General features: G+C 56.7%; 19 protein-coding genes. 14 read left to right on the forward strand and 5 right to left on the reverse strand.

Annotated features, from left to right (window positions below):
• The first annotated feature begins 123 nt into the window (after window positions 1–123).
• From ORG26_RS04860 to ORG26_RS04915, 12 genes are all read left to right on the forward strand, one after another.
• Window positions 124–2,373, forward strand: a complete 2,250-nt coding sequence (locus tag ORG26_RS04860; RefSeq protein WP_266367402.1) for a RelA/SpoT family protein — start codon at window positions 124–126, stop codon at window positions 2,371–2,373.
• Between the two features lie 129 nt (window positions 2,374–2,502).
• Window positions 2,503–3,066, forward strand: a complete 564-nt coding sequence (locus ORG26_RS04865; RefSeq protein WP_266367403.1) for a Fur family transcriptional regulator — start codon at window positions 2,503–2,505, stop codon at window positions 3,064–3,066.
• A 19-nt stretch (window positions 3,067–3,085) separates the two neighbouring features.
• Window positions 3,086–3,310, forward strand: coding sequence for a hypothetical protein (locus ORG26_RS04870; RefSeq protein ID WP_266367404.1), 225 nt, complete (start codon window positions 3,086–3,088; stop codon window positions 3,308–3,310).
• The gene (locus tag ORG26_RS04875) at window positions 3,294–3,695 is read left to right on the forward strand and encodes an HNH endonuclease (protein WP_266367405.1); all 402 of its coding nucleotides are present in this window, start codon (window positions 3,294–3,296) and stop codon (window positions 3,693–3,695) included. Before ORG26_RS04870 ends, ORG26_RS04875 begins: the two co-directional genes overlap by 17 nt.
• 6 nt (window positions 3,696–3,701) lie before the next feature.
• Entirely contained in the window at window positions 3,702–4,985 is a 1,284-nt protein-coding gene (locus ORG26_RS04880) for an adenylosuccinate synthase (protein WP_266367406.1), read from the forward strand.
• A 144-nt stretch (window positions 4,986–5,129) separates the two neighbouring features.
• The gene (locus ORG26_RS04885) at window positions 5,130–6,356 is read left to right on the forward strand and encodes a sulfite oxidase (protein WP_266367407.1); all 1,227 of its coding nucleotides are present in this window, start codon (window positions 5,130–5,132) and stop codon (window positions 6,354–6,356) included.
• Window positions 6,357–6,379: 23 nt separating this feature from the next.
• Complete coding sequence (locus ORG26_RS04890; RefSeq protein WP_323134360.1) at window positions 6,380–6,793, forward strand: hypothetical protein; 414 nt, start codon at window positions 6,380–6,382, stop codon at window positions 6,791–6,793.
• A complete protein-coding gene (locus tag ORG26_RS04895) occupies window positions 6,790–7,416 on the forward strand; it encodes a hypothetical protein (RefSeq protein WP_266367408.1) in 627 nt (208 codons plus the stop codon). Before ORG26_RS04890 ends, ORG26_RS04895 begins: the two co-directional genes overlap by 4 nt.
• 1 nt (window position 7,417) lies before the next feature.
• Window positions 7,418–7,705, forward strand: a complete 288-nt coding sequence (locus ORG26_RS04900; protein WP_266367409.1) for a hypothetical protein — start codon at window positions 7,418–7,420, stop codon at window positions 7,703–7,705.
• Between the two features lie 90 nt (window positions 7,706–7,795).
• Window positions 7,796–9,130: an ethanolamine permease gene (eat, locus tag ORG26_RS04905; protein WP_266367410.1), complete on the forward strand. Its 1,335-nt coding sequence runs from the start codon at window positions 7,796–7,798 to the stop codon at window positions 9,128–9,130.
• A gap of 135 nt (window positions 9,131–9,265) precedes the next feature.
• The gene (locus ORG26_RS04910) at window positions 9,266–10,351 is read left to right on the forward strand and encodes a hypothetical protein (protein ID WP_266367411.1); all 1,086 of its coding nucleotides are present in this window, start codon (window positions 9,266–9,268) and stop codon (window positions 10,349–10,351) included.
• Window positions 10,352–10,445: 94 nt separating this feature from the next.
• Complete coding sequence (locus ORG26_RS04915; protein WP_266367412.1) at window positions 10,446–11,834, forward strand: hypothetical protein; 1,389 nt, start codon at window positions 10,446–10,448, stop codon at window positions 11,832–11,834.
• Between the two features lie 76 nt (window positions 11,835–11,910).
• Here ORG26_RS04915 and ORG26_RS04920 read toward each other — a convergent pair whose 3' ends face one another.
• On the reverse strand, window positions 11,911–12,669 hold the full coding sequence (locus ORG26_RS04920; RefSeq protein ID WP_266367413.1) for an NIPSNAP family protein: 759 nt from the start codon (window positions 12,667–12,669) through the stop codon (window positions 11,911–11,913).
• On the opposite strand from ORG26_RS04920, the gene ORG26_RS04925 reads away from it, so the two are divergent.
• Window positions 12,668–12,907 (forward strand): hypothetical protein, encoded by a 240-nt coding sequence (locus ORG26_RS04925; protein ID WP_266367414.1) that lies wholly within the window; start codon window positions 12,668–12,670, stop codon window positions 12,905–12,907. The genes ORG26_RS04920 and ORG26_RS04925 overlap by 2 nt on opposite strands.
• A gap of 11 nt (window positions 12,908–12,918) precedes the next feature.
• A complete protein-coding gene (locus tag ORG26_RS04930) occupies window positions 12,919–13,875 on the forward strand; it encodes an alpha-E domain-containing protein (protein ID WP_266367415.1) in 957 nt (318 codons plus the stop codon).
• Window positions 13,876–13,969: 94 nt separating this feature from the next.
• Here ORG26_RS04930 and ORG26_RS04935 read toward each other — a convergent pair whose 3' ends face one another.
• The 4 genes from ORG26_RS04935 to ORG26_RS04950 form a co-directional block, all read right to left on the reverse strand.
• The gene (locus ORG26_RS04935) at window positions 13,970–14,713 is read right to left on the reverse strand and encodes a hypothetical protein (RefSeq protein ID WP_266367416.1); all 744 of its coding nucleotides are present in this window, start codon (window positions 14,711–14,713) and stop codon (window positions 13,970–13,972) included.
• Between the two features lie 215 nt (window positions 14,714–14,928).
• Entirely contained in the window at window positions 14,929–16,845 is a 1,917-nt protein-coding gene (glgB, locus tag ORG26_RS04940) for a 1,4-alpha-glucan branching protein GlgB (protein ID WP_407704825.1), read from the reverse strand.
• A gap of 232 nt (window positions 16,846–17,077) precedes the next feature.
• Window positions 17,078–18,730: a putative maltokinase gene (locus tag ORG26_RS04945; RefSeq protein ID WP_266367418.1), complete on the reverse strand. Its 1,653-nt coding sequence runs from the start codon at window positions 18,728–18,730 to the stop codon at window positions 17,078–17,080.
• A gap of 157 nt (window positions 18,731–18,887) precedes the next feature.
• Complete coding sequence (locus ORG26_RS04950) at window positions 18,888–20,885, reverse strand: maltotransferase domain-containing protein (protein WP_266367419.1); 1,998 nt, start codon at window positions 20,883–20,885, stop codon at window positions 18,888–18,890.
• Window positions 20,886–20,935: the final 50 nt, after the last annotated feature.

Here is a 20,935-nt window from a genome sequence, read left to right on the forward strand (position 1 = left end):
CGTTTGCGCAAATGCTTACGCTCATCGCGTTATTTTTTGGCAAATGCTTTTTGAATCCGGCGCTGCATTTGTTAAATTAGTCATAACGTCCCAATTACCCGAGTACAACACTGAAGAATCCCTATGAACGCTACCGTGGAGCCTGTGATCGATTTAGAGCAGGAACGAAAAGAGATCTTGAAGCGATACCGGCGGCTCTTACGGGCTGCCAAACCCCTTTTAAAAGACAACGACGCCAAATTAATCAAGAAAGCCTTTAACACCTCCCTCGAAGCGCATAAGGAAATGCGGCGGCGCTCGGGAGAACCGTACATCTACCACCCGCTGGCCGTAGCCCAGATCGCGGTGGAGGAAATCGGGCTCGGCACCACCTCCATCGTGGCCGCCCTGCTCCACGACGTGGTGGAAGATACCGACACGACCATCGCCGACATCGACCGGCTGTTTGGCCCCAAAGTCGCCCGGATTATCGACGGACTGACGAAGATTTCCGGGATTTTCGAGTACGGAACTTCCCAGCAGGCCGAGAACTTCCGGAAGATGCTGCTGACGCTTTCCGATGACGTCCGGGTCATTCTGGTCAAACTCGCCGACCGCCTCCACAACATGCGCACGCTGGACTCCATGCCCCGCGACAAGCAACTCAAGATTGCCTCCGAAACGATTTATATCTACGCGCCGCTGGCCCACCGCCTCGGTCTGTACGCCATCAAATCGGAACTGGAAGATCTGTACCTGAAATACACCGACCCGGTAGCCTACAAAGATATTGCCCGCAAACTCCGCGAAACCAAGACCTCCCGCGACCGCTTCATCAGCCAGTTTATCCGGCCGATTGAAGACGACATGAAAAATACGCCCTACCCGTTTGTGGTCAAGGGTCGTCCGAAATCCATTTATTCCATCTGGAACAAGCTCAACAAGCAGAAGCGGCCGTTCGAGGAAATCTACGACCTGTTTGCCGTCCGGGTGATTCTCAACGTTCCGCTCGAACAGGAAAAGGCGGCCTGCTGGCGGGCGTACTCCATTGTGACGGACCATTACAAGCCCAACCCCGACCGCCTGAAAGACTGGATCAGCACGCCGCGGGCCAACGGCTACGAATCGCTGCACACGACCGTCATGAGCAAGGCCGGGCAGTGGGTGGAAGTGCAGATCCGGACGCAGCGGATGGACGAGATCGCCGAGAAGGGCTACGCCGCCCACTGGAAATACAAAGGCAACGAAACCCAGACCGGCCGCGGTATCGAAACCTGGATCAGTCAGGTACGCGACATGCTCGAAACGGCCAGCACTTCGGACAAAACCGGGGCCATCGAGTTTCTGGACGATTTCCGGAGCAACCTCTACAGCGAGGAAGTTTTCGTCTTTACGCCCAAAGGCGACCTGAAAGTACTGCAGCGCGGCGCTACGGCCCTGGATTTTGCCTTCGAGATTCACACGCAGGTCGGAGCCCGCTGCATGGCCGCCAAGGTCAATTCGTTGCTGGTGCCGCTCAGCCACGTGCTCAACAACGGCGACCAGGTCGAAATCATCACCTCCAACAAGCAGAAGCCCAGCGAAGACTGGCTTCGGTTCGTGGTGACGTCGAAGGCCAAAACCAAGATCAAGGATTTAATCAAGGAAGACAACAAGCGGTACATCACCGACGGCCGGGATGCGGTGGCCAAAAAGCTGAAGACGCTCCGGGTCGATATGACCAACGAAACGCTGAACCAGCTGCGGGCCTATTTCAATTCCAAAACCGTTACGGACTTCTTCTACCGGGTTGGCAAGGCGCATATCGACGTTCAGGAACTGAAGAAGTTCAAGGCCGACAAGGAAGCCAAGGAAAACCGCGCCAACAAGCTCAACACGGACCTCATTCAGGACGGCAAGACGTTTACCAAGGAGCTGAAGCGGCTCCACGGCGAACGGGCCGATGCCGACATGCTGCTCATCGGCGAGGACATGGACCGCATCGACTACACCCTGGCCCGCTGCTGCAATCCGATTTCGGGCGACGATGTTTTTGGCTTTGTGACCGTCAACGAAGGCATCAAGATTCACCGGACGACCTGCCCCAACGCGGTCGAGCTGATGTCGAACCACGGCAACCGGATTATCAAGGCCAAATGGACTTCGCAGCGGGATCTGGCTTTTCTGGCCGGGCTGCGCATCACGGGCACGGACCGCGTCGGGCTGGTCAACGACGTGACGAAGGTCATCAGCAACGACCTGCACATCAACATCCGGTCGATTACAATCGACTCGCGGGACGGAATTTTCGAGGGCACGCTGAAGTTATACGTTCAGAACACCCAGCACCTGGACGACCTTATCCGGAAGCTGGAAAAAGTGGAAGGCGTTGTGAAAGTCGCCCGGTTTGACTAAAAATATCGTACTTTTGTGAAAAAGTCGTCAGTCAGTAAGTCCTAAGTCGTCAGTGCTCCGCCCCAAGTGCGAAACGGGCAGGGTCCTGCGGCTTCCCACTTACTACTTACCACTTACGACTAAATAATTATGCCTACAGCGAAACAAGCCAACCTCGAAGCCGCCCGCACCATTTTCACGGCGTATCTGGAAAGCAAGGGCCTCCGGAAAACCCCGGAGCGGTTCGCTATCCTTGAGGAAATCTATAACCGTCAGGATCATTTCGATGTAGATGAACTCTACATTTCGATGAAGAATAAAAAATACCAGGTCAGCCGCGCCACCGTATACAACACGCTGGATGTGCTGGTGGAATGCGACTTGGTGACGAAGCACCAGTTTGGCCGGAATCTGGCGCAGTATGAGAAGTCGTACGGCTACAAGCAACACGACCACCTGATCTGCACGGACTGTCATCAGGTGATGGAATTCTGCGACCCGAGGGTGCAGACCATTCAGAACATGGTGGGCGACCTGCTGAAATTCAACGTCATGCACCACTCCCTGATTTTCTACGGAAGCTGCCAGCGCGAGAACTGCGAAAACCGCAGCAAAGCCGAAGAAGAAAAGGAACAGCAGGCCCACGGCGGCCAGCCGATCACCGAACAGACCGTCGAGGTCCGGACGCAGGAAGAAAGCCGGGGCAGGTATTAAGATTTGAACGGATTTGATCATGACTGCCTACCTGGATTTTATCGCGGCAGGGGTGACACCAGAGCAGATTATTGTCTTTAAACCCACTCCAAAGGCTCAGGAACGGCTGGAAGAGCTGCTCTGGAAATCGAAAAATGCGGCCCTGACAAGTCAGGAAGAGCAGGAGTTGAATCATTTTCGGGAAATGGAACACCTGGTTCGAATGGCCAAAGCACGCGCCCGTCAGCATGTCCAGAATCGGTGATTATATTTCTCCGGTACTGCGTCAGCGGGTTGCCGAGCGGGCATTCTTTCAGTGTGTGTATTGTCTTTTCCCGGAAGAAAATACGTTTTTTCGCCACCAGGTCGATCACATTATCAGCCTGAAACACGGAGGGACTTCGGAGTTCGCTAATCTGGCCTATTCGTGCTGGCTTTGCAACAGTTTCAAAGGCTCTGACATCGCCTCGATTGATTGGTCGAACGGCCAGCTGTTTCGATTCTACAACCCACGGGTCGATGTCTGGTCTGAACATTTTAAACTAAACCAGCTGGTTATTGATCCCCTTTCTTCAATCGGGGCGGTAACCGCAGCCATCTTTCGGTTCAATGACCCGGAACGGATTGAAGAACGAAAGGCATTATTCTAAATAAGTATGGTAGACGTATTACTCGGCCTTCAATGGGGCGACGAAGGCAAGGGCAAGATTGTGGATGTACTGGCCCCGCAGTACCAGGTGGTAGCCCGTTTTCAGGGCGGCCCCAACGCCGGTCACACGCTGGAATTCGACGGATTTAAGCACGTTCTGCACCAGATTCCGTCGGGCATCTTCCGGGCGGAGGCTAAAAACATCATCGGGAACGGGGTCGTGCTGGACCCGATCGTGTTCAAACGCGAAATCGACGGTCTCGCCAAATACAATCTGGACCTCGGCCAGAACCTGTTCATTTCCAAGAAAGCGTCCATTATCCTGCCTACGCACCGGCTCCTCGACGCCGCCTACGAACAGGCCAAAGGCGCGGCCAAGATCGGCTCGACCCTGCGCGGTATCGGCCCCACCTATCAGGACAAAGTAGCCCGCCAGGGCCTTCGCGTGGGCGACGTGCTGTCGCCGAACTTCCGGCAGAAATACACCACCCTCGTAACGGCTCATAAAGTTACGCTCGACCACCACGGGTTTGATTACGCTTCGACGCTGCCGCAACTGGAAGAAGAGTTCTTCGCGGCGGTGGACTTCATGAAGCAGTTCCGGCTGGTAGACAGCGAATACGAAGTCAACAACGCCCTCAAGGCCGGGCAGAAAGTGCTGGCCGAAGGAGCCCAGGGTTCTCTGCTCGACATCGACTTTGGCTCCTACCCGTTCGTGACCAGTTCCAGCACTATGGCCGCCGGGGCCTGTACGGGCCTGGGGGTGGCTCCGCGTCAGATCGGCGAGGTGTACGGCATTTTCAAGGCGTACTGCACCCGCGTTGGCAGCGGCCCTTTCCCGACCGAACTCCTCGATGAGGAAGGCGAACGGATGCGTCAGGAAGGCCGCGAATTCGGCTCGACTACGGGTCGCCCGCGCCGCTGCGGCTGGCTCGATCTGCCTGCCCTGAAATACGCCATCATGATCAACGGCGTCACGCAGCTCATCATGATGAAAGTGGACGTGCTGAACATTTTCGAGACCATTAAAGTCTGCACCCACTACCAGCTGCCCGATGGTTCAACCACCGAGCAGTTCCCCTACGACCTCTGCGACACGGACGTTACGCCGGTCTACAAGGAATTCAAAGGATGGCATACGGCCCTGGACAACTTCCGGACGTTCGACGAAGTGCCGGCCGAACTGGCCGCCTACATCGACTTCCTCGAAGCCGAACTGAACCTGCCGATCAGCTTTATTTCCACCGGCCCGGACCGGCAAGCCGTCATTCACCGGGAAGCGGTCGTCTAGCGACTTTGTCGCAGCGGAAAGCGGAGAAGACCGGCGTAACCCGCGCGTTTTCTCCGCTCTAAGCTACCCAGCACTGCGATACAATTTATAGCCCTCCACAGGGCTTTTTTTATTAATTTTGAATAAAGCCCAACCCTTTACTCCATGAACGATTCGCTTTTCGACCGCCGTGGCTTTCTCAAAAAAAGTGCCCTTGCCACCATGGCCGGGTTGCTCGGCACCGAACTGGCCTTCGCGGACCGGATGCCCCGGAACTACCTTCCCCTGGCGTTCGACCTCAACCCCATGACGTCCAAACACAAGGACATGGTGGTCCTGAACGATAAGCCCTGGAATGTGGAGGCGCCCGCCCACCTGCTCGACGATGCCGTGACGCCCGCCGACCGGATGTTTATCCGGAACAACGGGCTGATGCCCGAGAAAATCGACCCGGCTGCCTGGACGCTGACCATCAACGGCGAGTCGGTAAAAGCCTCCAAAACCTACAAACTGGCCGATCTGAAGAAACGCTTCAAACCCTACACCTACCAGCTTGTGCTGGAATGCGCCGGGAATGGCCGTGCCGGTTATTATCCGCAGACCGCCGGAAACCAGTGGACCGACGGAGCCGTCAGCTGCGCCGAATGGACGGGTGTGCGGCTGAAAGACGTGCTGGCGGACGTGGGTCTGAAAGACGATGCCGTGTACATCGGTTATTACGGAAAAGACCTGCACATCAGCCAGGACCCGACCAAGGCCGTCATTTCGCGCGGGGTGCCGATGCGCAAGGCTCTGGAGGACGAAACGCTGCTGGCCTGGTCCATGAACGGGCAGGACATTCCGCTAGCGCACGGATTTCCGTTGCGGCTGGTGGTGGGCGGCTGGCCCGCCTCGGTGTCCGGCAAATGGCTGCACACGATTTCGGTTCGCAACAAAGTGCACGACGGGGCGAAGATGACCGGCAAAAGCTACCGAGTTCCCATCAACCCGGTCGAGCCGGGCGTTGATCCGCCGGAAAGCGAATTCAAAATCATCGAATCCATGCCGGTGAAATCCCTGATTACGGCCCCCCGAACGGGCGCTGTGCTGGAGGCCGGAAAGACGCTTTCCGTACGCGGGCACGCCTGGGCCGGCGACCGGGCCGTTCGGGACCTGCAGCTTTCGTTTGATTACGGAGCCACCTGGCAATCGGCAAACCTGAAAAAGCCCAAAAACCGCCTGGCCTGGCAGCATTGGACGGCTGAACTAAAACTGCCGCAGAAAGGCTATTACGAAATCTGGGCGCGGGCTACCGACGAGGCCGGTATTTCGCAGCCGATGGTAATGCCGCAGTGGAACCCGGAAGGCTATTGCAACAACGCCTGCCACCGGATTGCGGTCAAAGTAGGATGAGGGGCGGACTTAATGAATAAGGAATGATGAATAACGAACGGATAATCGGGGTTGTGGGTGCCCTTCTGGCGGGGTGGCTGGCCGTGGCGGCGGCGTTCCCGGCGGACAGACCTGCCGGTACGCCCGGCCGTGCGATGGTCGGCGATACCGTGAAGCGCGATCCGGAAACGGGTCTTGTGGCCGACAGCCGACTCGCGCTCGTGAAGGCGCACTGTACGGCCTGCCACTCCAGCAAACTGATTTTGCAGAACCGCTTCACCCGCGACGGCTGGAAGGAAAAGATCCGCTGGATGCAGCGCACTCAGAATCTGTGGGACCTCGGGGAATCCGAACCGACCGTTCTGGATTACCTGGTTCAGCACTACGGACCGGAGAAAAAAGCCTTCGACGGGCGGCGGAAACCCGTTCAAAACGTACAGTGGTACAAACTGCAATGAGCAAAAACGCGTATCAGTTTTTATTCGGAGAAGAGACGCTCTACCGGGTTCCGGAGCCGGAGCCGGTCGTGGACGTTGCCGGGCCGCCGGTCGTTCGGCAACCCGAACTGGTGGTCGAAACGGTAGCGGACCCGGCTCCGGTCGTGTCCACCCCGGCCGAAACGCCTGTTGACCGGCCGCCCCTTGTCGTCGAGCCCGTTCCGCCCCTCTCCGCCGCCCGACCCGAACCGGTCCCGGAGCCGCCTAAGCCGGTCATCCCGCAGATTAATCAGAAGGTTCTGCTGCTGTTCGACGACGAACTGACCCCGAGCGAACTGATTCTGCTGGAAAACATCCTGAAGGCTGTGAACTTGAACATGGACGGCGTCGATGTGCTGAATCTGGCCGGTTCGGGGCTGGTGAACGTTCGGCCGGTGCTGGCCAGCAAGCGGGTGCACCATTTTATTTCGTTTGGCGTACCGTTTACAAAACTCAATCTGAACATTGCCCTCAACCGGTACGAAATCCGCAACCTCGCTGGCATCAACTTCATGCTTTCCGACCCGCTCTCCGCCATTGAAGCCGACCGGGCGCTGAAAAAACAGTTGTGGCTCACGTTACAAAGTATCTTCCTCAACGTCTGAGATGGTTCGAAACCAACTTACTTTTTCCTATCTTCATGACTATGTATTTGGAAGAACGAGTCGAAAAACTGGAAAAGGAAGTGGAAATCACTTCCCGAGCGGTGGCCAGCCTCAACGATTTCCGGGAGGAAACCGGGAGAACTTTCGTCTTGTAAGAGCTGATATTACCCGGCTGGATGGCAGAATCGATAAAATCGAAACCAGAATGGACCGGCTGGAGACCCGAATGGAGCGCCTTGAGGAAGGCCAGCAAGTCATCATCGACCTGCTCAGGGAAAAGCTCAAATGATTTCGGCTTCCGGTTGCCCGGGCGGGCTCTGTCAACAATCTTTTCCTTATTTTTGCCGTTCAATTCATCGCTTTTTTCAGGAAACGAGTAATGGCAGAACCCCCTGACGGCACCGGTCCGGGTCTTCGGAAAGTAATCAACACCGCCCAGCTTTGGTCCATCGCCGTCGGGATGGTCATCTCGGGCGTTTATTTTGGCTGGAACAAGGGCTGGGCCGTAGCCGGAACGACGGGCTTTCTGCTCGCCACGCTTCTGGTCACCGTTTTTTACATTGCCTTCATCTTCAGTTACACGGAACTGACCACCTCCATCCCCCACGCGGGTGGCCCGTTTGCCTACGCTTCGCGCGCCTTCGGACCAACGGGTGGATTCATTGCCGGATTTGCCACACTGGTCGATTTTCTGATGGCCCCTCCGGCCATTGCCGCCGCGCTGGGCGCGTATGCCCACTTCCTCAATCCCGACTGGCCGGTCCTGTGGGTAGCCGTCGGCAGTTATGTGGTCTTCATTGGCATTAATCTGTTGGGAATAAAGGAGTCTGCCAATTTTTCGATGGTAGTCACGCTGCTTTCGGTGGCGGAGCTGCTGGTGTTCATGGCGCTGATTGTTCCTGCTTACAAAACCGAAAATTTTCTGGCCCATAACGAGCCGTTCCGGGCCAGTGGCATTTTTGCCGCCATTCCCTTTGCCATCTGGTTTTATCTGGCGATTGAAGGCGTAGCTATGGTAGCGGAAGAGGTGAAAGACCCCGCCCGGACCATTCCCAGGGGTTATCTGCTGAGTATCGCCACGCTGGTTCTGCTGACTCTGGGAATCATGGTGCTGAGCGCCGGCGTCGGCGACTGGCGGCAACTGACCGAGATCGACCACCCGCTGCCCGAAACGCTGGGGATGGTGCTGGGTAAAAACAGCGTCTGGTCCAAAGCGTTTGCCAGTCTGGGCCTGTTTGGACTGATTGCTTCCTTCCACTGCAACACCATCGGTTATTCCCGGCAGGTGTATGCGCTGGCCCGGAGCGGGTATCTGCCGGAATTTCTGGCGGAGGTCAACACCCGGTTCCAGACTCCGCACTGGGCGCTCATCGTCGGCGGGCTGGTGGGCTTTGTGGCGCTTTTCTCCGGTACCACCGACGAAATTATCATTTTTTCGGCGCTGGGTGCCCTTGTGATGTACATCGTCAGCCTGCTCAGCCTGTTTGCCCTCCGCCGGAAAGAACCAAGTCTCGACCGGCCTTTCAGGGCGCCGCTCTACCCGTTCGTTCCCCTGCTGGCGCTGTTTCTGTCGTTCGTCTGTCTGCTGGCCATCGTGTATTATAATCCGCTGCTTAGTTTACTATTTACCGGACTGCTGGCTCTTTCGCTCTTCTTTTTCTGGAAGATAGGCATCCGGTTTATCGACTCGCCTTCCGCCTCGCGCCTTAATTAAGCACAATTCAGGTCCGGAAAACAGTCTCCGATTTGCGACTAAACAAAGGTTTTGTCATATTAACCAGCCGGAAGCCCGTGCCCTATCGTGGCCGAAGGGCTCCGGGCTCGTCCTACCTAGTCCATTTTTGCTTTTATGCGTTTATCTGAACGGTTTACATCCGCTAGTTCGTCCACCCCTCCGGCCCGTTCGGAATCGATGCCCGCGGCGGAACCGGAAGCGCCGACGGTTCGTAGTTCCGAAGCCATCCAGCCGTCCCTCGCCCTCTTGCCCGACATTGACACCCAGTTCTCCCACTTCACCGACGAACCGGTTCCGGGATGGCTTACCGACCTCGACCTGCTCCGGGACGAAGGCGTGCTTTACGGCCTTTCGGAATCCCGGCCGGAGGAGAAAATCCTCGCTATCCGGCACTATTTCCAGCGGCTGTCGGCCCCACTCGACCGGCAGGTGGAACAGCATAACGAACTGATCGGCGAACTGAATCTGTTCATCGGCGAACGCGAACAGCGCATCAGCGAAGGGGCCGCCCGGCAAGCCGAACTCGCGGCCCGGCAACCGCCCGGAGAACACCAGCTACCCCGCACGATTGCCGGCCTGCTGCTGTCCGGTGTTATGTGCACCGGAACGTATTACTTGCTGGAAGAAACGCTTCGCCCGGCTTTTCAGGAAAGCCGCATGATTTCCATCGGCGTGTTTCTGGCCGGGATGTTCAGCCTTTTCGGGCGGGTTTCCGTTTTTCATGACGCCGACACCCGCCTGACCTTCCGGCGGATGCTGGAAGAAGTCGCTCTGCCGTTTGCCGCCTCGCTGTTTGTGTTTGTTCAGGCGCTGGGTACGCAACCGCCGCTTCGGGCGGCCGCGCTGTTTATCTTTCTCTTTTTCCTGTTTCTACTTGGCGGAAAACTGCTGCTCGGCACGCTGACCGTTCTGCGTAACGACCTGCGGTTTCTGACCGCCAGCCGCGCCCTGCAGCGTGAAAAATTAACCCGGTCGGTGGAATGGGAAACGGAAAAAGCCCGGCTGAATACGGAAATCGACGGGCTGCGCGTTCAGAAGTGGCAGGTGCTTCCGCAGCTGACCCGGCTGGAGGCCGAACTGCACGCCCTGCACGCCCGGCGCGACATGCTGATCAACATTTTTGAAAGTGAGTACAGCCTTGCCCGGAGCCTGAAAAACCGGCTCACCGAGGGCCAGCGGCGCCTGATCCGGGGGGATTAGGAAATCTTTTTCGGGCCAAATTCGTTTATAGTCTATTGTACACCAACACCCTTTGCATGAGGAACCTGTCCATCACGACCAGATGAACAATTCAATGAACGAGCAACAGCCAAATCAGGGTGCTGATTTTCAACACGGATATACCAGTGGCGTGGAAGGCATCGACCGGCAGTCCTACGAGGGCTACCTGTCCAGCCACGTCAACGATACATGGCTTGCGGAACGGGTGCAGGATAAGAAGGACGAGATCCGACAGATCGACCAGACCCTGACCGAAGCGGCTACGACGCGCAAAGCCGCCTACGACCGCCTGCAGGAACACCTGCTGAGTACGAACCTGGCCGTACAGGAAGCGCAGAAAATCGAAAAGGACATTGCTGATGTCGAAGGCGAACGCGAACAGCTGCGGGAGCGCCGCACCCGGAAAGCTTCGGAGTACTCGCTCCTGGCCGGGCTGATTTTCTTCGCGGCGGGCGTCAGCTTTGTGGCCGGCGATCTGATCATTTCGCACGAGATTGTGGCCTACGCCCTCAACATCCGCAACAACACGGAAGCGTGGATGTTTGCGGTCGGTCTGGCGATGGTGTCCATTCTGCTGAAACCGGCTTACGACCGCCTGATTGAAGAGCCTTACCTGACGGAAGCTTCTCCGCAGGCCGTGCGTCGCTACGGCTGGTTCAAAACGGGTCTGGCCGCCCTTTCGGTGATTACCCTGCTGGTGCTGGGCTGGTTCCGCTACGAGGCGTACCGGACGGACAAGCTGAAAGAGGCGATCAACAAAAGCATCAAGAACATCCAACTGAATGCGCTGGACCCCGCCAATCCGAACCCGGTAGCCGACGCCGCGACCTTGCGGAAGATCGAACAGCAGTTGCAGCAGTCCGACGAGCTGAACCTGCAACTGGTCGACAGCCCGATGGCGCTTTTGTCATTCGTGCTGAGCGGACTGCTTTTTGCCCTGGCCGGGGCGGTCTGTCTGGGTATCGCGCTGCCGGTGCTGCAAAGCTACTGGTTTCGCTGGCTACAGGCCGATCCCAAGTTGTGGCGGCTGAAACGTCGGCGCAAAAGGTTGGATAACATTCACCGGGAAGCGCAGGTCGAACTGGCTAAACAGCTGACGCAGAAAGCCATTCTGGAACATGATCTGGAAAGCCTCCCGCCGGTCGAAGACCTCAGAAAGCGGAAAGACCAGCTGAACGCCGAAATTGACCAGCTGCTCTACGAAGCCAAACTGGCGCATACCGACAGCCGGATTGCGGCATACAACGATGGGTACGAAAAAGGGCAGGTGGCCCGGCAGGCGATGTCGGAAGAAGAATACAACCAGTTCCGCAACGGGCTGTTTACCAACGCCAATCTGGCGGCCAAAGCCCGCTCGGCGGCTTCGGAACGGCCGGGCTCGACGACCAACTCCCGGGTCCGCCAGGACGGCCTCCGTCCGCATCAGGCAGTTCGGAAGTATCTGTCGGATGAATTAGAATAAAATAAGTCGTAAGTCAGTAAGTCGTAAGTGGCTCCGCTAGGTTAGGAAACGGCGGAGCCACTTACTGACTTACGACTTATTTCATCGGTGAATAATCCGTCGGTTTCAGGTAGACCGATTCTACTTTTTCTACAATCTTGCCGGCCTTTTCCGACTCGTCGCGGACCTTGATCCAGTTGGGGTCTTTCCGGAAGCTGTCAAACGATTCTTTTCCGGCCTGTTCGCTCTTGTGGGCCAGCAGATAGATCAGTTTCGACTGGGCTCCGTCCTTCTCTACGGTCGTGAAATACACAATGTTTTCCATCCCGTGCTTTTCGAACAGCTTCGTCGTATGATTCCGGAAACGGGCCAGCACGTCTTCGATATGACCCGGCGTGCCCGTATACGTCCGGAGTTCGAACGTCCGTTCGGGGGATTTTTTCTTCAGTTTCAACGCCGGGGAAAAGTCCGTAGTCGTCATGAAATAGGTTTCCACTTTTTGCACAATCTTGCCGTTGGCTTCGGTTTTGGCCACGACTTCCTTCCAGGCCGGGTCGCTGCCAAACGCTTTCCACGAAGCGTCGCGCGCCTCCCGGTTGGGATAAGCGAGAATGTAGTAGATGATGTGCTTCGTCGTGTCGGTGGGCACCCAATAGCCGACGTTTTCCATGCCGTGCTTTTCAAAAAGCTTGAGCGTGTGTTGCCGGAATCGGTCCACAATGTTCTCAAACTTGCCCGGCGGGGCATAGTACACGCGCAGTTCGAAGAGACGGGGATCGGGTTTACGGCCCGGTTTGGCAACAGCAGCAAAAAGACTGGTGGTCATTAAAAGAAGCAGCAGAAACTGTTTTTTCATGAGTACGGGTTACTTTGGAAAAGATTATACCTCTTTGCTCACAAATGGCAATCCGGCAAAAAACTACTCATATCTGTCCACCGAAGCGGGCAGGAACTTGCCGGAAATCTGCGGGTCCGAAAAAACTGCGAGAAAAATCCTGAAGAATTGGCAAAAAATGATTTTTTGCGCTTTATCTTCGGAATTACCGCTCTTAAACTGGCAGGAACTTTCTTCTTTTTGCAATATTTCAATATAAAACGTAACCCTATGCTTAGCCGCGTCGCCAATTCCATCTACTGGATGAACCGATACATTGAACGGGCCGAAAATTACGCCCGCTTTATGAGTGTCAACTTCAATCTGGCACTGGACTTGCCGCCGAATGTCGATGAGCAATGGGAACCGCTGCTGATCGCGACCGCCGATAATTACCTGTTTTACAACCACTACGACCAGCCCACGCGGGAGAACGTCATTGACTTCATGGCCTTCGACAAGCGGAATCCGAACTCGATCGTCAGCTGCCTCAACAATGCCCGGGAAAACGCCCGAACGGTTCGGGAAACGATCTCGAAGGAAATGTGGGAGAAGCTGAACGAGTTGTACCTCGACGTGCGGGACGCCTCTCCCAAAACAGACCTGAATCACTTACAGGAATTTCTGGATCATGTCAAAACCGGCTCGCAGTTGTTCTACGGGGTCATCGACGCGACCATCACCCGCAACGAAGCCTGGCATTTCGGACGGATGGGCCGGTTTGTCGAGCGGGCCGACAAAACGTCGCGCTTCCTGGATGTGAAGTATTTTACGCTCCTGCCCGCCTCTGAGGGTATGGGCTCTACGCTGGAATTGATGCTGTGGACGGCCGTGCTGAAGTCCGTCAGCGCGTATAACATGTACCGGCAGCAATATCGGATGATTACTCCCTCGACGATCGTCGAGTTTCTGATTCTGGACAAGCGTTTCCCGCGCTCCATCGCGCACTGCATCCGGCAGGCGGAGCTTTCCCTATACGAAATTTCGGGTTCTTCGGTCGCCAACGGATTCAGCAACGAAGCCGAAAAGACCCTCAGCAAACTCCGCTCGGACATCGAATTCACCGACACGGCCGACATCTTCCGCACCGGCCTGCACCGCTTCCTCGACAGCCTCCAGATCCGCGGCAACGAAGCCGACCACGCGCTTTATGAGACGTATTTCAGTTTGAAGCCGGTGGAAGTATAGTGATTGAATGATAGAATGATTGATAGGTTGATTGGCTCCGCAGCGTTAAAATTTGCGGAGCCAATCAACCTATCAATCATTCTATCATTACCTTTTACCGGAAGAACGGAAACGTCAGCGCGACGTACGGCATGGCGAAGCGGTGGCGGAAGCGGCGGTTGTCTTCCACGAGGCGGTTGTTGGCCCGGTATTCTGTGGTGAGCCACTGGTAGCCGATCTTGGCCGCCAGTCGCCGGCTGAAGTTCAGGCGGGCGTAGACCTCCGTGGCCAGAAAACCCATGTCGTTGTCCCCCAGCAGCCGGACGTTGATCCGTTGCGGCTGGGCGTACTGGTTGGTGCGGTGCAGATTCAGGCTGTCGGCCGAATTAAAGCCGGTCGAAGCCCGGTAGAACCCGTACCGGCCTTTGCCGACGCCAATGCCGAGAATATCAGCCGAAGCGCCCAGATCCACGACGCCCAGATGCACCTGAACCCGCAGCCCGAAGTTGCCGGATGTAAACGACGTTTTAGGCATGGTCAGCGTGTCGATGTTAGCGGGGATAATCGGGGCCGAGAGGGCCGCGAAGCCGGTTTTTTCGCGCGTAAATTTGGCTGGAGCCGTGTAATAATCGACGCTGTTCTGACCGTAAAAAGTCTGAAACTTAAACGTCCAGCCGATTTGGAAAATCTTCCGCTGGTCGAGGTGCAGCATCTGAAAGTAAGTAAACGAAGGCGAAATGATTTTCGAATCGAAGGCGGCACCGAGATCAATTCCGCCGCTCAGACGAGTGGAAACGGGTGTTTGTGCAAAGGCAGTGGCGGTGTACAGAAACAATACACCGGCAAGCAATTTCTTCATACCAGACAGGTTGTACTTTGTAACGCAAAGTTAGTGGCAAAAACAAGACGGCAAGGCCTCCTGACAAAAAACTGATTCAGCGCTCCGGTCTTCCATTGGATTATTCCGCTCTTCACTCATTATGAAGGCGTTGCTGCGGAAGCCCGGCGGCAACTATGGTCAAAAAAAATTCGTTTAAAAACAAATGCCATATCTCCGGGATATGGCATTTGTTTTTAAACGGTGGTTGCCTTCAGCACCACCGCGCCCAGCGGTGGGATCGTCACCCGAAGGGAATCCGGGCGGCCGTGCCATTTTTCCTTTTCCGTAGCCAAAGGTGCGGGATTTCCCATGCCGCTGCCGTGGAACTCCGTTCGGTCGCTGTTGAAAATTTCGGTCCAGGTCCCTTCGGTCGGGACGCCGATACGGTAATTCTGCCGCGGAATGGGGGTCATGTTCATCACTATCAGCACCGAATCCTGGGGATTTTTGCCGCGTCGGGTATAGACAATGATGCTGTTTTCGCGGTCCGTGGTGTCGATCCACTCGAAGCCTTCGGCCGAGAAGTTGAGTTCGTACAGGGCCGGTTCGCTGCGGTAAAGGCCGTTCAGCGCCTTCACGCATTCCTTCATGCCCTTATGTGGGGCAAATTCGAGCAGGTGCCATTCCAGACTAGCCGCAAAGTTCCATTCCGAGGTCTGCCCGAATTCGCCGCCCATGAACAGCAGCTTGGTGCCGGGATGGGTAAACATGTACGTAAACAGCAGCCGCAGATTGGCGAAGCGCTGCCATTCGTCGCCCGGCATTTTACCCACCAGCGATTTTTTGCCGTATACCACCTCGTCGTGCGAAAGCGGCAGCATGAAGTTTTCGGTGAAGGCGTATACCGTGCTGAACGTGATTTCGTCCTGGTGCCAGCGGCGGTAGAACGCGTCGCGCTGGAAATACCGCAGGGTGTCGTTCATCCAGCCCATCATCCACTTCATGCCGAAGCCCAGTCCGCCCGTGAAGACCGGCCGCGACACGCCCGGAAAAGCCGTGGATTCCTCGGCGACCGTCTGCACATCCGGAAATTCCTTGTAAACGATCTCGTTCAGTTCCTTGAAGAGCGAAATAGCCTCCAGGTTTTCGCGCCCGCCGAAGACGTTCGGCTCCCACTCGCCATGATTCCGGGAGTAATCGAGGTACAGCATGGACGCCACGGCATCCACCCGCAGGCCGTCCACGTGAAAACGGTCGAGCCAGAACAGCGCGTTGGAAAGCAGAAACGCCCGAACCTCGTTGCGGCCATAATTGAAAATATAGCTTTTCCAGTCCGGATGGTAGCCTTTGCGCATGTCCGGGTGCTCGTAGAGGTGCGAGCCGTCGAACATGTACAGGCCGTGCGCGTCGTACGGGAAGTGCGACGGAACCCAGTCAAGGTAGACGCCGATGCCTTCGCAGTGGAGCCGTTCGACGAGCGCCATAAACTCCTGCGGCGTCCCAAACCGGCTGCTCGGGGCAAAGTAACCCGTAATCTGGTAACCCCACGACGGGGCGTACGGATGCTCCATGACGGGCATGAACTCGATGTGCGTAAAGCCCATTTCCTTCACGTACGGCACGAGCCGGTCCGCAATTTCGCCGTAGGTCAGGTTGCGTTTGGGGTCTTCGGAGTCGCGCTGCCAGGAGCCGAGGTGCACTTCGTAGACCGAAATGGGCTTATCCAGCCCGTTATGGTTGTGCCGGGTGTTCATCCAGCTTTTGTCCTTCCATTCGTACCAGGTGTCCCAGACAATGGAAGCGGTCTGCGGCGGCGTTTCCCACATCAGCGCAAACGGGTCGCCTTTTTCCAGCTGACGGCCGTTCTGCGCGGCGATGGCGTACTTGTAGACCTCGCCCCGGCCCACGTGCGGAATGAAGCCTTCCCAGATTCCGGAGCTGTCCCAGCGGACAAAAAGCGCGTGGCTTTCCCGGTTCCAGCCGTTGAAGTTCCCCATGACCGCCACCTGCCGGGCCGAGGGGGCCCATACGGCAAAGTAGGTGCCTACCACGCCGTTGACTTCCACCACATGCGAGCCCAGCTTCTCGTACAGTCGGCTATGTTTGCCGGCGCGGAACAGGTAAATATCGAACTCCGTCAGGCGGCTGTATCCCCAGACCGGCTTGCTCATGTCGAGCGGAAGGGGTCCGGGCGTGGCGGCGGTGGCCGGAGCTTCGGGCGAAACAAGTTCAGTCGTCGCGGCAGGTTCCGGCGTGATTACCGTCTTCGCGACACCCCGCCGCGGTGTTTGGTTCACTGGGGTTACCTCTTCCGAAAGGTTGTCGGTGGTGCTTTTGCGCTTTGCCATAGGCTAATTGTCAATAAATTCCTGCAAATTATATGGTCAGGTCAGAAAAACGAAGTTACGCTTTTTTGGTCTGCAGCAGTCCGGTGGGCAGCCCTCGGCCTTCGTTGGTCAGATTTCCGTCGGCAATCCGGATTTTTTCAATCTCCCGAATCACGTCCACAATGCCTTTCAGCGGAATCTTTACCCAGTGCGGACGATAACTGATTTCGTAACCCAGTTCGTATACTGCCTTTTCCAATAAGTAAATCAGGAGCAAAAAGTTTATTTCGGCGTTGTCTTTGAACAAGGGATGCGGACTCCCGATGGTTTCCAGATACGCATCCATAAACGTATCCCGGATGAGTTTGAACCAGCGGTCGGACACCCGCTGCAACTGGTCCGCCTCGATTCCGGCGGTTTCGGCGCTGCCAAACAGCTTGGCACTCACGGCGTAATGATACGACCGGACCATGCCCGCCACGTCTTTCAGCGGCGAATGTTTGATTTTCCGCTCGGTGATGCTGCTTTCCGGTTCGCCTTCAAAATCAATGATGACAAAATCGTTCTGCGTAGCCAGGACTTGCCCCAGGTGGTAATCGCCGTGAATGCGGATGCGCAGGGACTCGATCGGGCGACAGCGGAAATCGGCCACGAAATCATCAATGAGTTCTTTGGCTTCCATAAACACCCAGGCCAGCCGCTGGGCGAGCGGGTCGAGGCGAGTGTAATTGTCGATCAGCAGGTTGTAGCGGCCTTCGAGCAGGTGTTCGATGCGGCCGATGATAAACTCCCGGTATTCGTCGGTGAACGGCTCCGGGGCAAACTCCGGACCGGCATGCTGGTTGTAGAGGGCGCAGTGCAGTTCGCCCGTCCGCTGGCCCAGCAGCTCGACCATGTCGAACACCTCCTCCCGAATGGAGAACATCCGCTGCGGCACCTGGTAAAGAAAATCGTTGAGGTAATCGCCCGTCAGGTCCCAGCTGTCTTTCCGGTTTTCGACCATGAGCTGCATCATCACGAGCGTCACGTCGGGGGCACCTTCCTGCTTCAGCACTACGCTGCCGGCATAGGCCGGAATATGGTCAAAATTGCTGTGTTCGGTGATAAAACTGACCGTTTCGACCTCCGGGTTGGTCTCGCTGAACAGCTTCCGGTACAGCTTCACAAAATATTTATTCCCGAAAACCAGCGCCGAATTGCTGGAATCGACGGGCAGCACGCGACTCGGCAGCCGGGTGTTCAGGTCCTCTTCTGCCAGACCGCGCCCGCGCAGGAACTGCAGATCGCCATCCGGCCCGGCCAGCGTATGCTGCGAAGCCATGAAGCCGTAGAGCATTTCGCGGAAGCGTTCATCGTACATCGCATCGATCAGCAGCCCGCGCCCGTTGCCCAGCTTTACCTTCGCCATGATGCCTTTGGGCGGAATATCGCGCGCTTCCGGCTGGTCGCTTTCCAGCAGCCCCAGCGGCAGCAGGTAGTTTTCGGCATCCCCTTCGGAATACTCCACCCCAAGAATGGTCAGGTACGCTACGGACGACCCTACCGGCACGGGGTGAATCTGCCGCAACTGGAACCGGATAGGCTGGCGGGCCTTCCCGGCAAACCAGCGACAGGTATTCACGTAAGGCGGCAAAACCTCCGTTTCCAGGCGCTGAATCAATTCTGCTTTATTTTTTATGTCTTCCCAATCCGGGAGATTCGCCAGATTGAGGACGGCTGCTTCAGTCATACGGATGCTGAGTGATTAGGTACAGGGTTAACCCTGTAATAATACAAAGTGATTGGGGAGATAAGCCAAAAGACGGCAAAAAAAGCAGAAGACGAGGGAATGGTTAGGTGGGAGCAGCAAAAAGCGGCATCCGAAAGACCGGATGCCGCCCGAACGCTTAAAATTCAATCTTGAAGAGGTGCATGGGCAGAACGTACGGGTCCAGTTCGACGTAATTCCACTCGCCGCGCCAGGTGTACTCGGCCCCCGTCAGCAGATCGCGGACGGTATAGGGCTGGTCGTCGCGGAGGCCCAGCTGCCAGATCGGCACCTGCACCATCGCCGCCCGGCGGTTGTAGGCGTCGGTATTGACCACGGCCAGCACCCGGTTTTCGCCCGTTACTTTCAGGTAGCCCATCAGAAAATCGTCGTCGATGCGGCAGAACGTCAGGTTGTTGGTTTTTTGCAACGCGGCATTTTCCTTCCGGAGCCGGTTCACCAGCGTGATCAGGTACGTCAGTTTGTTGGTCCGGTTCCAGTCCCAGTGCCGGATTTCGTATTTTTCCGAATTCAGAAACTCTTCCTTGCCGGGAATCGGCACATGCTCCATCAGCTCGAAGGAAGGTCCGAAAATTCCGTAGTTGGACGAGAGCGTCGCGGCCATGAAATACCGGATCAGAAACTGCGGCTCGTGCCCGGACTGGAGGATGTACGGGTTGATGTCGTGCGTGGTCGGCCAGAAATTCGGGCGGTAATAGTGCCGCATCTCGCTCTGGGTCAGCTCGGTCAGGTATTCCTGAAGTTCGTGCTTGTTGTTCCGCCAGGTGTAATACGTGTACGACTGCGCAAAGCCCAGTTTCGCCAGTTGCTGCATCACCTTCGGCTTGGTGAAGGCTTCCGACAGAAAAATCATGTCCGGATATTCGCGTCGCACCTCGGCAATGACCCATTCCCAGAACGAGTAAGGCTTGGTGTGGGGATTGTCCACCCGAATCATGCGCACGCCCCACGACGCCCAGGTCGTGATCACCTGCCGCAGTTCTTCCCAAAGGCTCGGCCAGTTGCTGTTTTCGAAGTAAACCGGGTAAATGTCCTGGTACTTTTTGGGCGGGTTTTCGGCGTACTGGATGGTGCCGTCGGGCCGGTGTTTGAACCATTCGGGATGGTCTTTGGCCCACGGATGGTCGGGCGAGCACTGAATCGCCAGGTCCATCGCCACTTCCATGTCGTAGTTTTTGCAGATTTCGATCAGGTGCCGGAAGTCCTCCAGCGTCCCCAGCTCGGGGTGAATGGCCGTGTGGCCGCCCAGCTCGGAACCGATGCCGTAGGGCACACCCGGTTCGCCCGGCTGCGAGATGACGTTGTTGTTTTTCCCCTTCCGGAACTGGTGCCCGATGGGGTGAATGGGCGGCAGGTACAGCACATCGAAGCCCATCGACGCCAGCCGGGGCAGCAGCCGTTCGACATCCTTGAACGTGCCATGACGGCCCGGCTCCTCGGACGCCGACCGCGGAAAGAGGCAGTACCAGGTGCTGAACCCGGCCCGGACCCGATCCACGTCCACCTCCAGTTCGCGGTGGTAGCGCGTCGGGTGCTGGCGCTCGGGGTATTGATTCAGAAAATGGACAAACTGCGGACTCAGCGCCTGCCCGATGGCTTCGTCGTAGCGGGACTCGTCCCGGAACAGGGCCGTCATGTATTCCAGCGCCTGCCGGGCCTCCCCTTCTGCCCGGGCGGCCATGCCCTCGACCAGAACCGCCCCGGCCAGCAGTTCGCTGGTGATCCGCTGCCCGTCCCTGATTTTGAGTTCAATTTCGTGCCGCCAGGAAGCGAGGTGGTCCACCCAGGCTTCGATGGTGTACCGATACCGGCCCTGGGTTTCGACCGGAAAAGAAGCCGTCCACCGATCGTTGATGATCAGTTGCATCGGCACTTCCTGCCAGGCGTCGGCTTCGGCGGCTTTATACAGAAGACGGGCGGCAATCTTGTCATGCCCGTCGGTAATGATATCGGCTTCTACGGTGATGACCTCACCGGGAACCGCCTTGATGGGAAACCGACCGCCGTCCACCTCCGGACTTACCCGTTCGATGACCGTGCGCGCCTGCCCGTCGAGCTGGGCTGGTATTCTCACCACGCGGCTTTTCTCGTTCTGCGTCTTTACTGACCTTTTCATAGTGCGGCAATAATACGAAAATCCAAAGTAAGCGGGTGCCCGGGCGGGAT

It is taken from the genome of Tellurirhabdus rosea, assembly GCF_026278345.1.
Classification (GTDB): Bacteria; Bacteroidota; Bacteroidia; order Cytophagales; family Spirosomataceae; genus Tellurirhabdus; species Tellurirhabdus rosea.

Coding starts and splice junctions, on each gene's coding strand:
- ORG26_RS04925 (WP_266367414.1), top strand. CDS start 12,668: ATGAGTACGGGTTACTTTGGAAAAGATTATACCTCTTTGCTCACAAAT.
- ORG26_RS04865 (WP_266367403.1), top strand. CDS start 2,503: ATGCCTACAGCGAAACAAGCCAACCTCGAAGCCGCCCGCACCATTTTC.
- glgB (WP_407704825.1), bottom strand. CDS start 16,845: ATGAGCAAGCCGGTCTGGGGATACAGCCGCCTGACGGAGTTCGATATT.
- ORG26_RS04860 (WP_266367402.1), top strand. CDS start 124: ATGAACGCTACCGTGGAGCCTGTGATCGATTTAGAGCAGGAACGAAAA.
- ORG26_RS04910 (WP_266367411.1), top strand. CDS start 9,266: ATGCGTTTATCTGAACGGTTTACATCCGCTAGTTCGTCCACCCCTCCG.
- ORG26_RS04870 (WP_266367404.1), top strand. CDS start 3,086: ATGACTGCCTACCTGGATTTTATCGCGGCAGGGGTGACACCAGAGCAG.
- ORG26_RS04935 (WP_266367416.1), bottom strand. CDS start 14,713: ATGAAGAAATTGCTTGCCGGTGTATTGTTTCTGTACACCGCCACTGCC.
- ORG26_RS04945 (WP_266367418.1), bottom strand. CDS start 18,730: ATGACTGAAGCAGCCGTCCTCAATCTGGCGAATCTCCCGGATTGGGAA.
- ORG26_RS04920 (WP_266367413.1), bottom strand. CDS start 12,669: ATGAAAAAACAGTTTCTGCTGCTTCTTTTAATGACCACCAGTCTTTTT.
- ORG26_RS04900 (WP_266367409.1), top strand. CDS start 7,418: ATGGTTCGAAACCAACTTACTTTTTCCTATCTTCATGACTATGTATTT.
- ORG26_RS04915 (WP_266367412.1), top strand. CDS start 10,446: ATGAACGAGCAACAGCCAAATCAGGGTGCTGATTTTCAACACGGATAT.
- eat (WP_266367410.1), top strand. CDS start 7,796: ATGGCAGAACCCCCTGACGGCACCGGTCCGGGTCTTCGGAAAGTAATC.
- ORG26_RS04950 (WP_266367419.1), bottom strand. CDS start 20,885: ATGAAAAGGTCAGTAAAGACGCAGAACGAGAAAAGCCGCGTGGTGAGA.
- ORG26_RS04895 (WP_266367408.1), top strand. CDS start 6,790: ATGAGCAAAAACGCGTATCAGTTTTTATTCGGAGAAGAGACGCTCTAC.
- ORG26_RS04875 (WP_266367405.1), top strand. CDS start 3,294: ATGTCCAGAATCGGTGATTATATTTCTCCGGTACTGCGTCAGCGGGTT.
- ORG26_RS04885 (WP_266367407.1), top strand. CDS start 5,130: ATGAACGATTCGCTTTTCGACCGCCGTGGCTTTCTCAAAAAAAGTGCC.
- ORG26_RS04880 (WP_266367406.1), top strand. CDS start 3,702: ATGGTAGACGTATTACTCGGCCTTCAATGGGGCGACGAAGGCAAGGGC.
- ORG26_RS04930 (WP_266367415.1), top strand. CDS start 12,919: ATGCTTAGCCGCGTCGCCAATTCCATCTACTGGATGAACCGATACATT.
- ORG26_RS04890 (WP_323134360.1), top strand. CDS start 6,380: ATGATGAATAACGAACGGATAATCGGGGTTGTGGGTGCCCTTCTGGCG.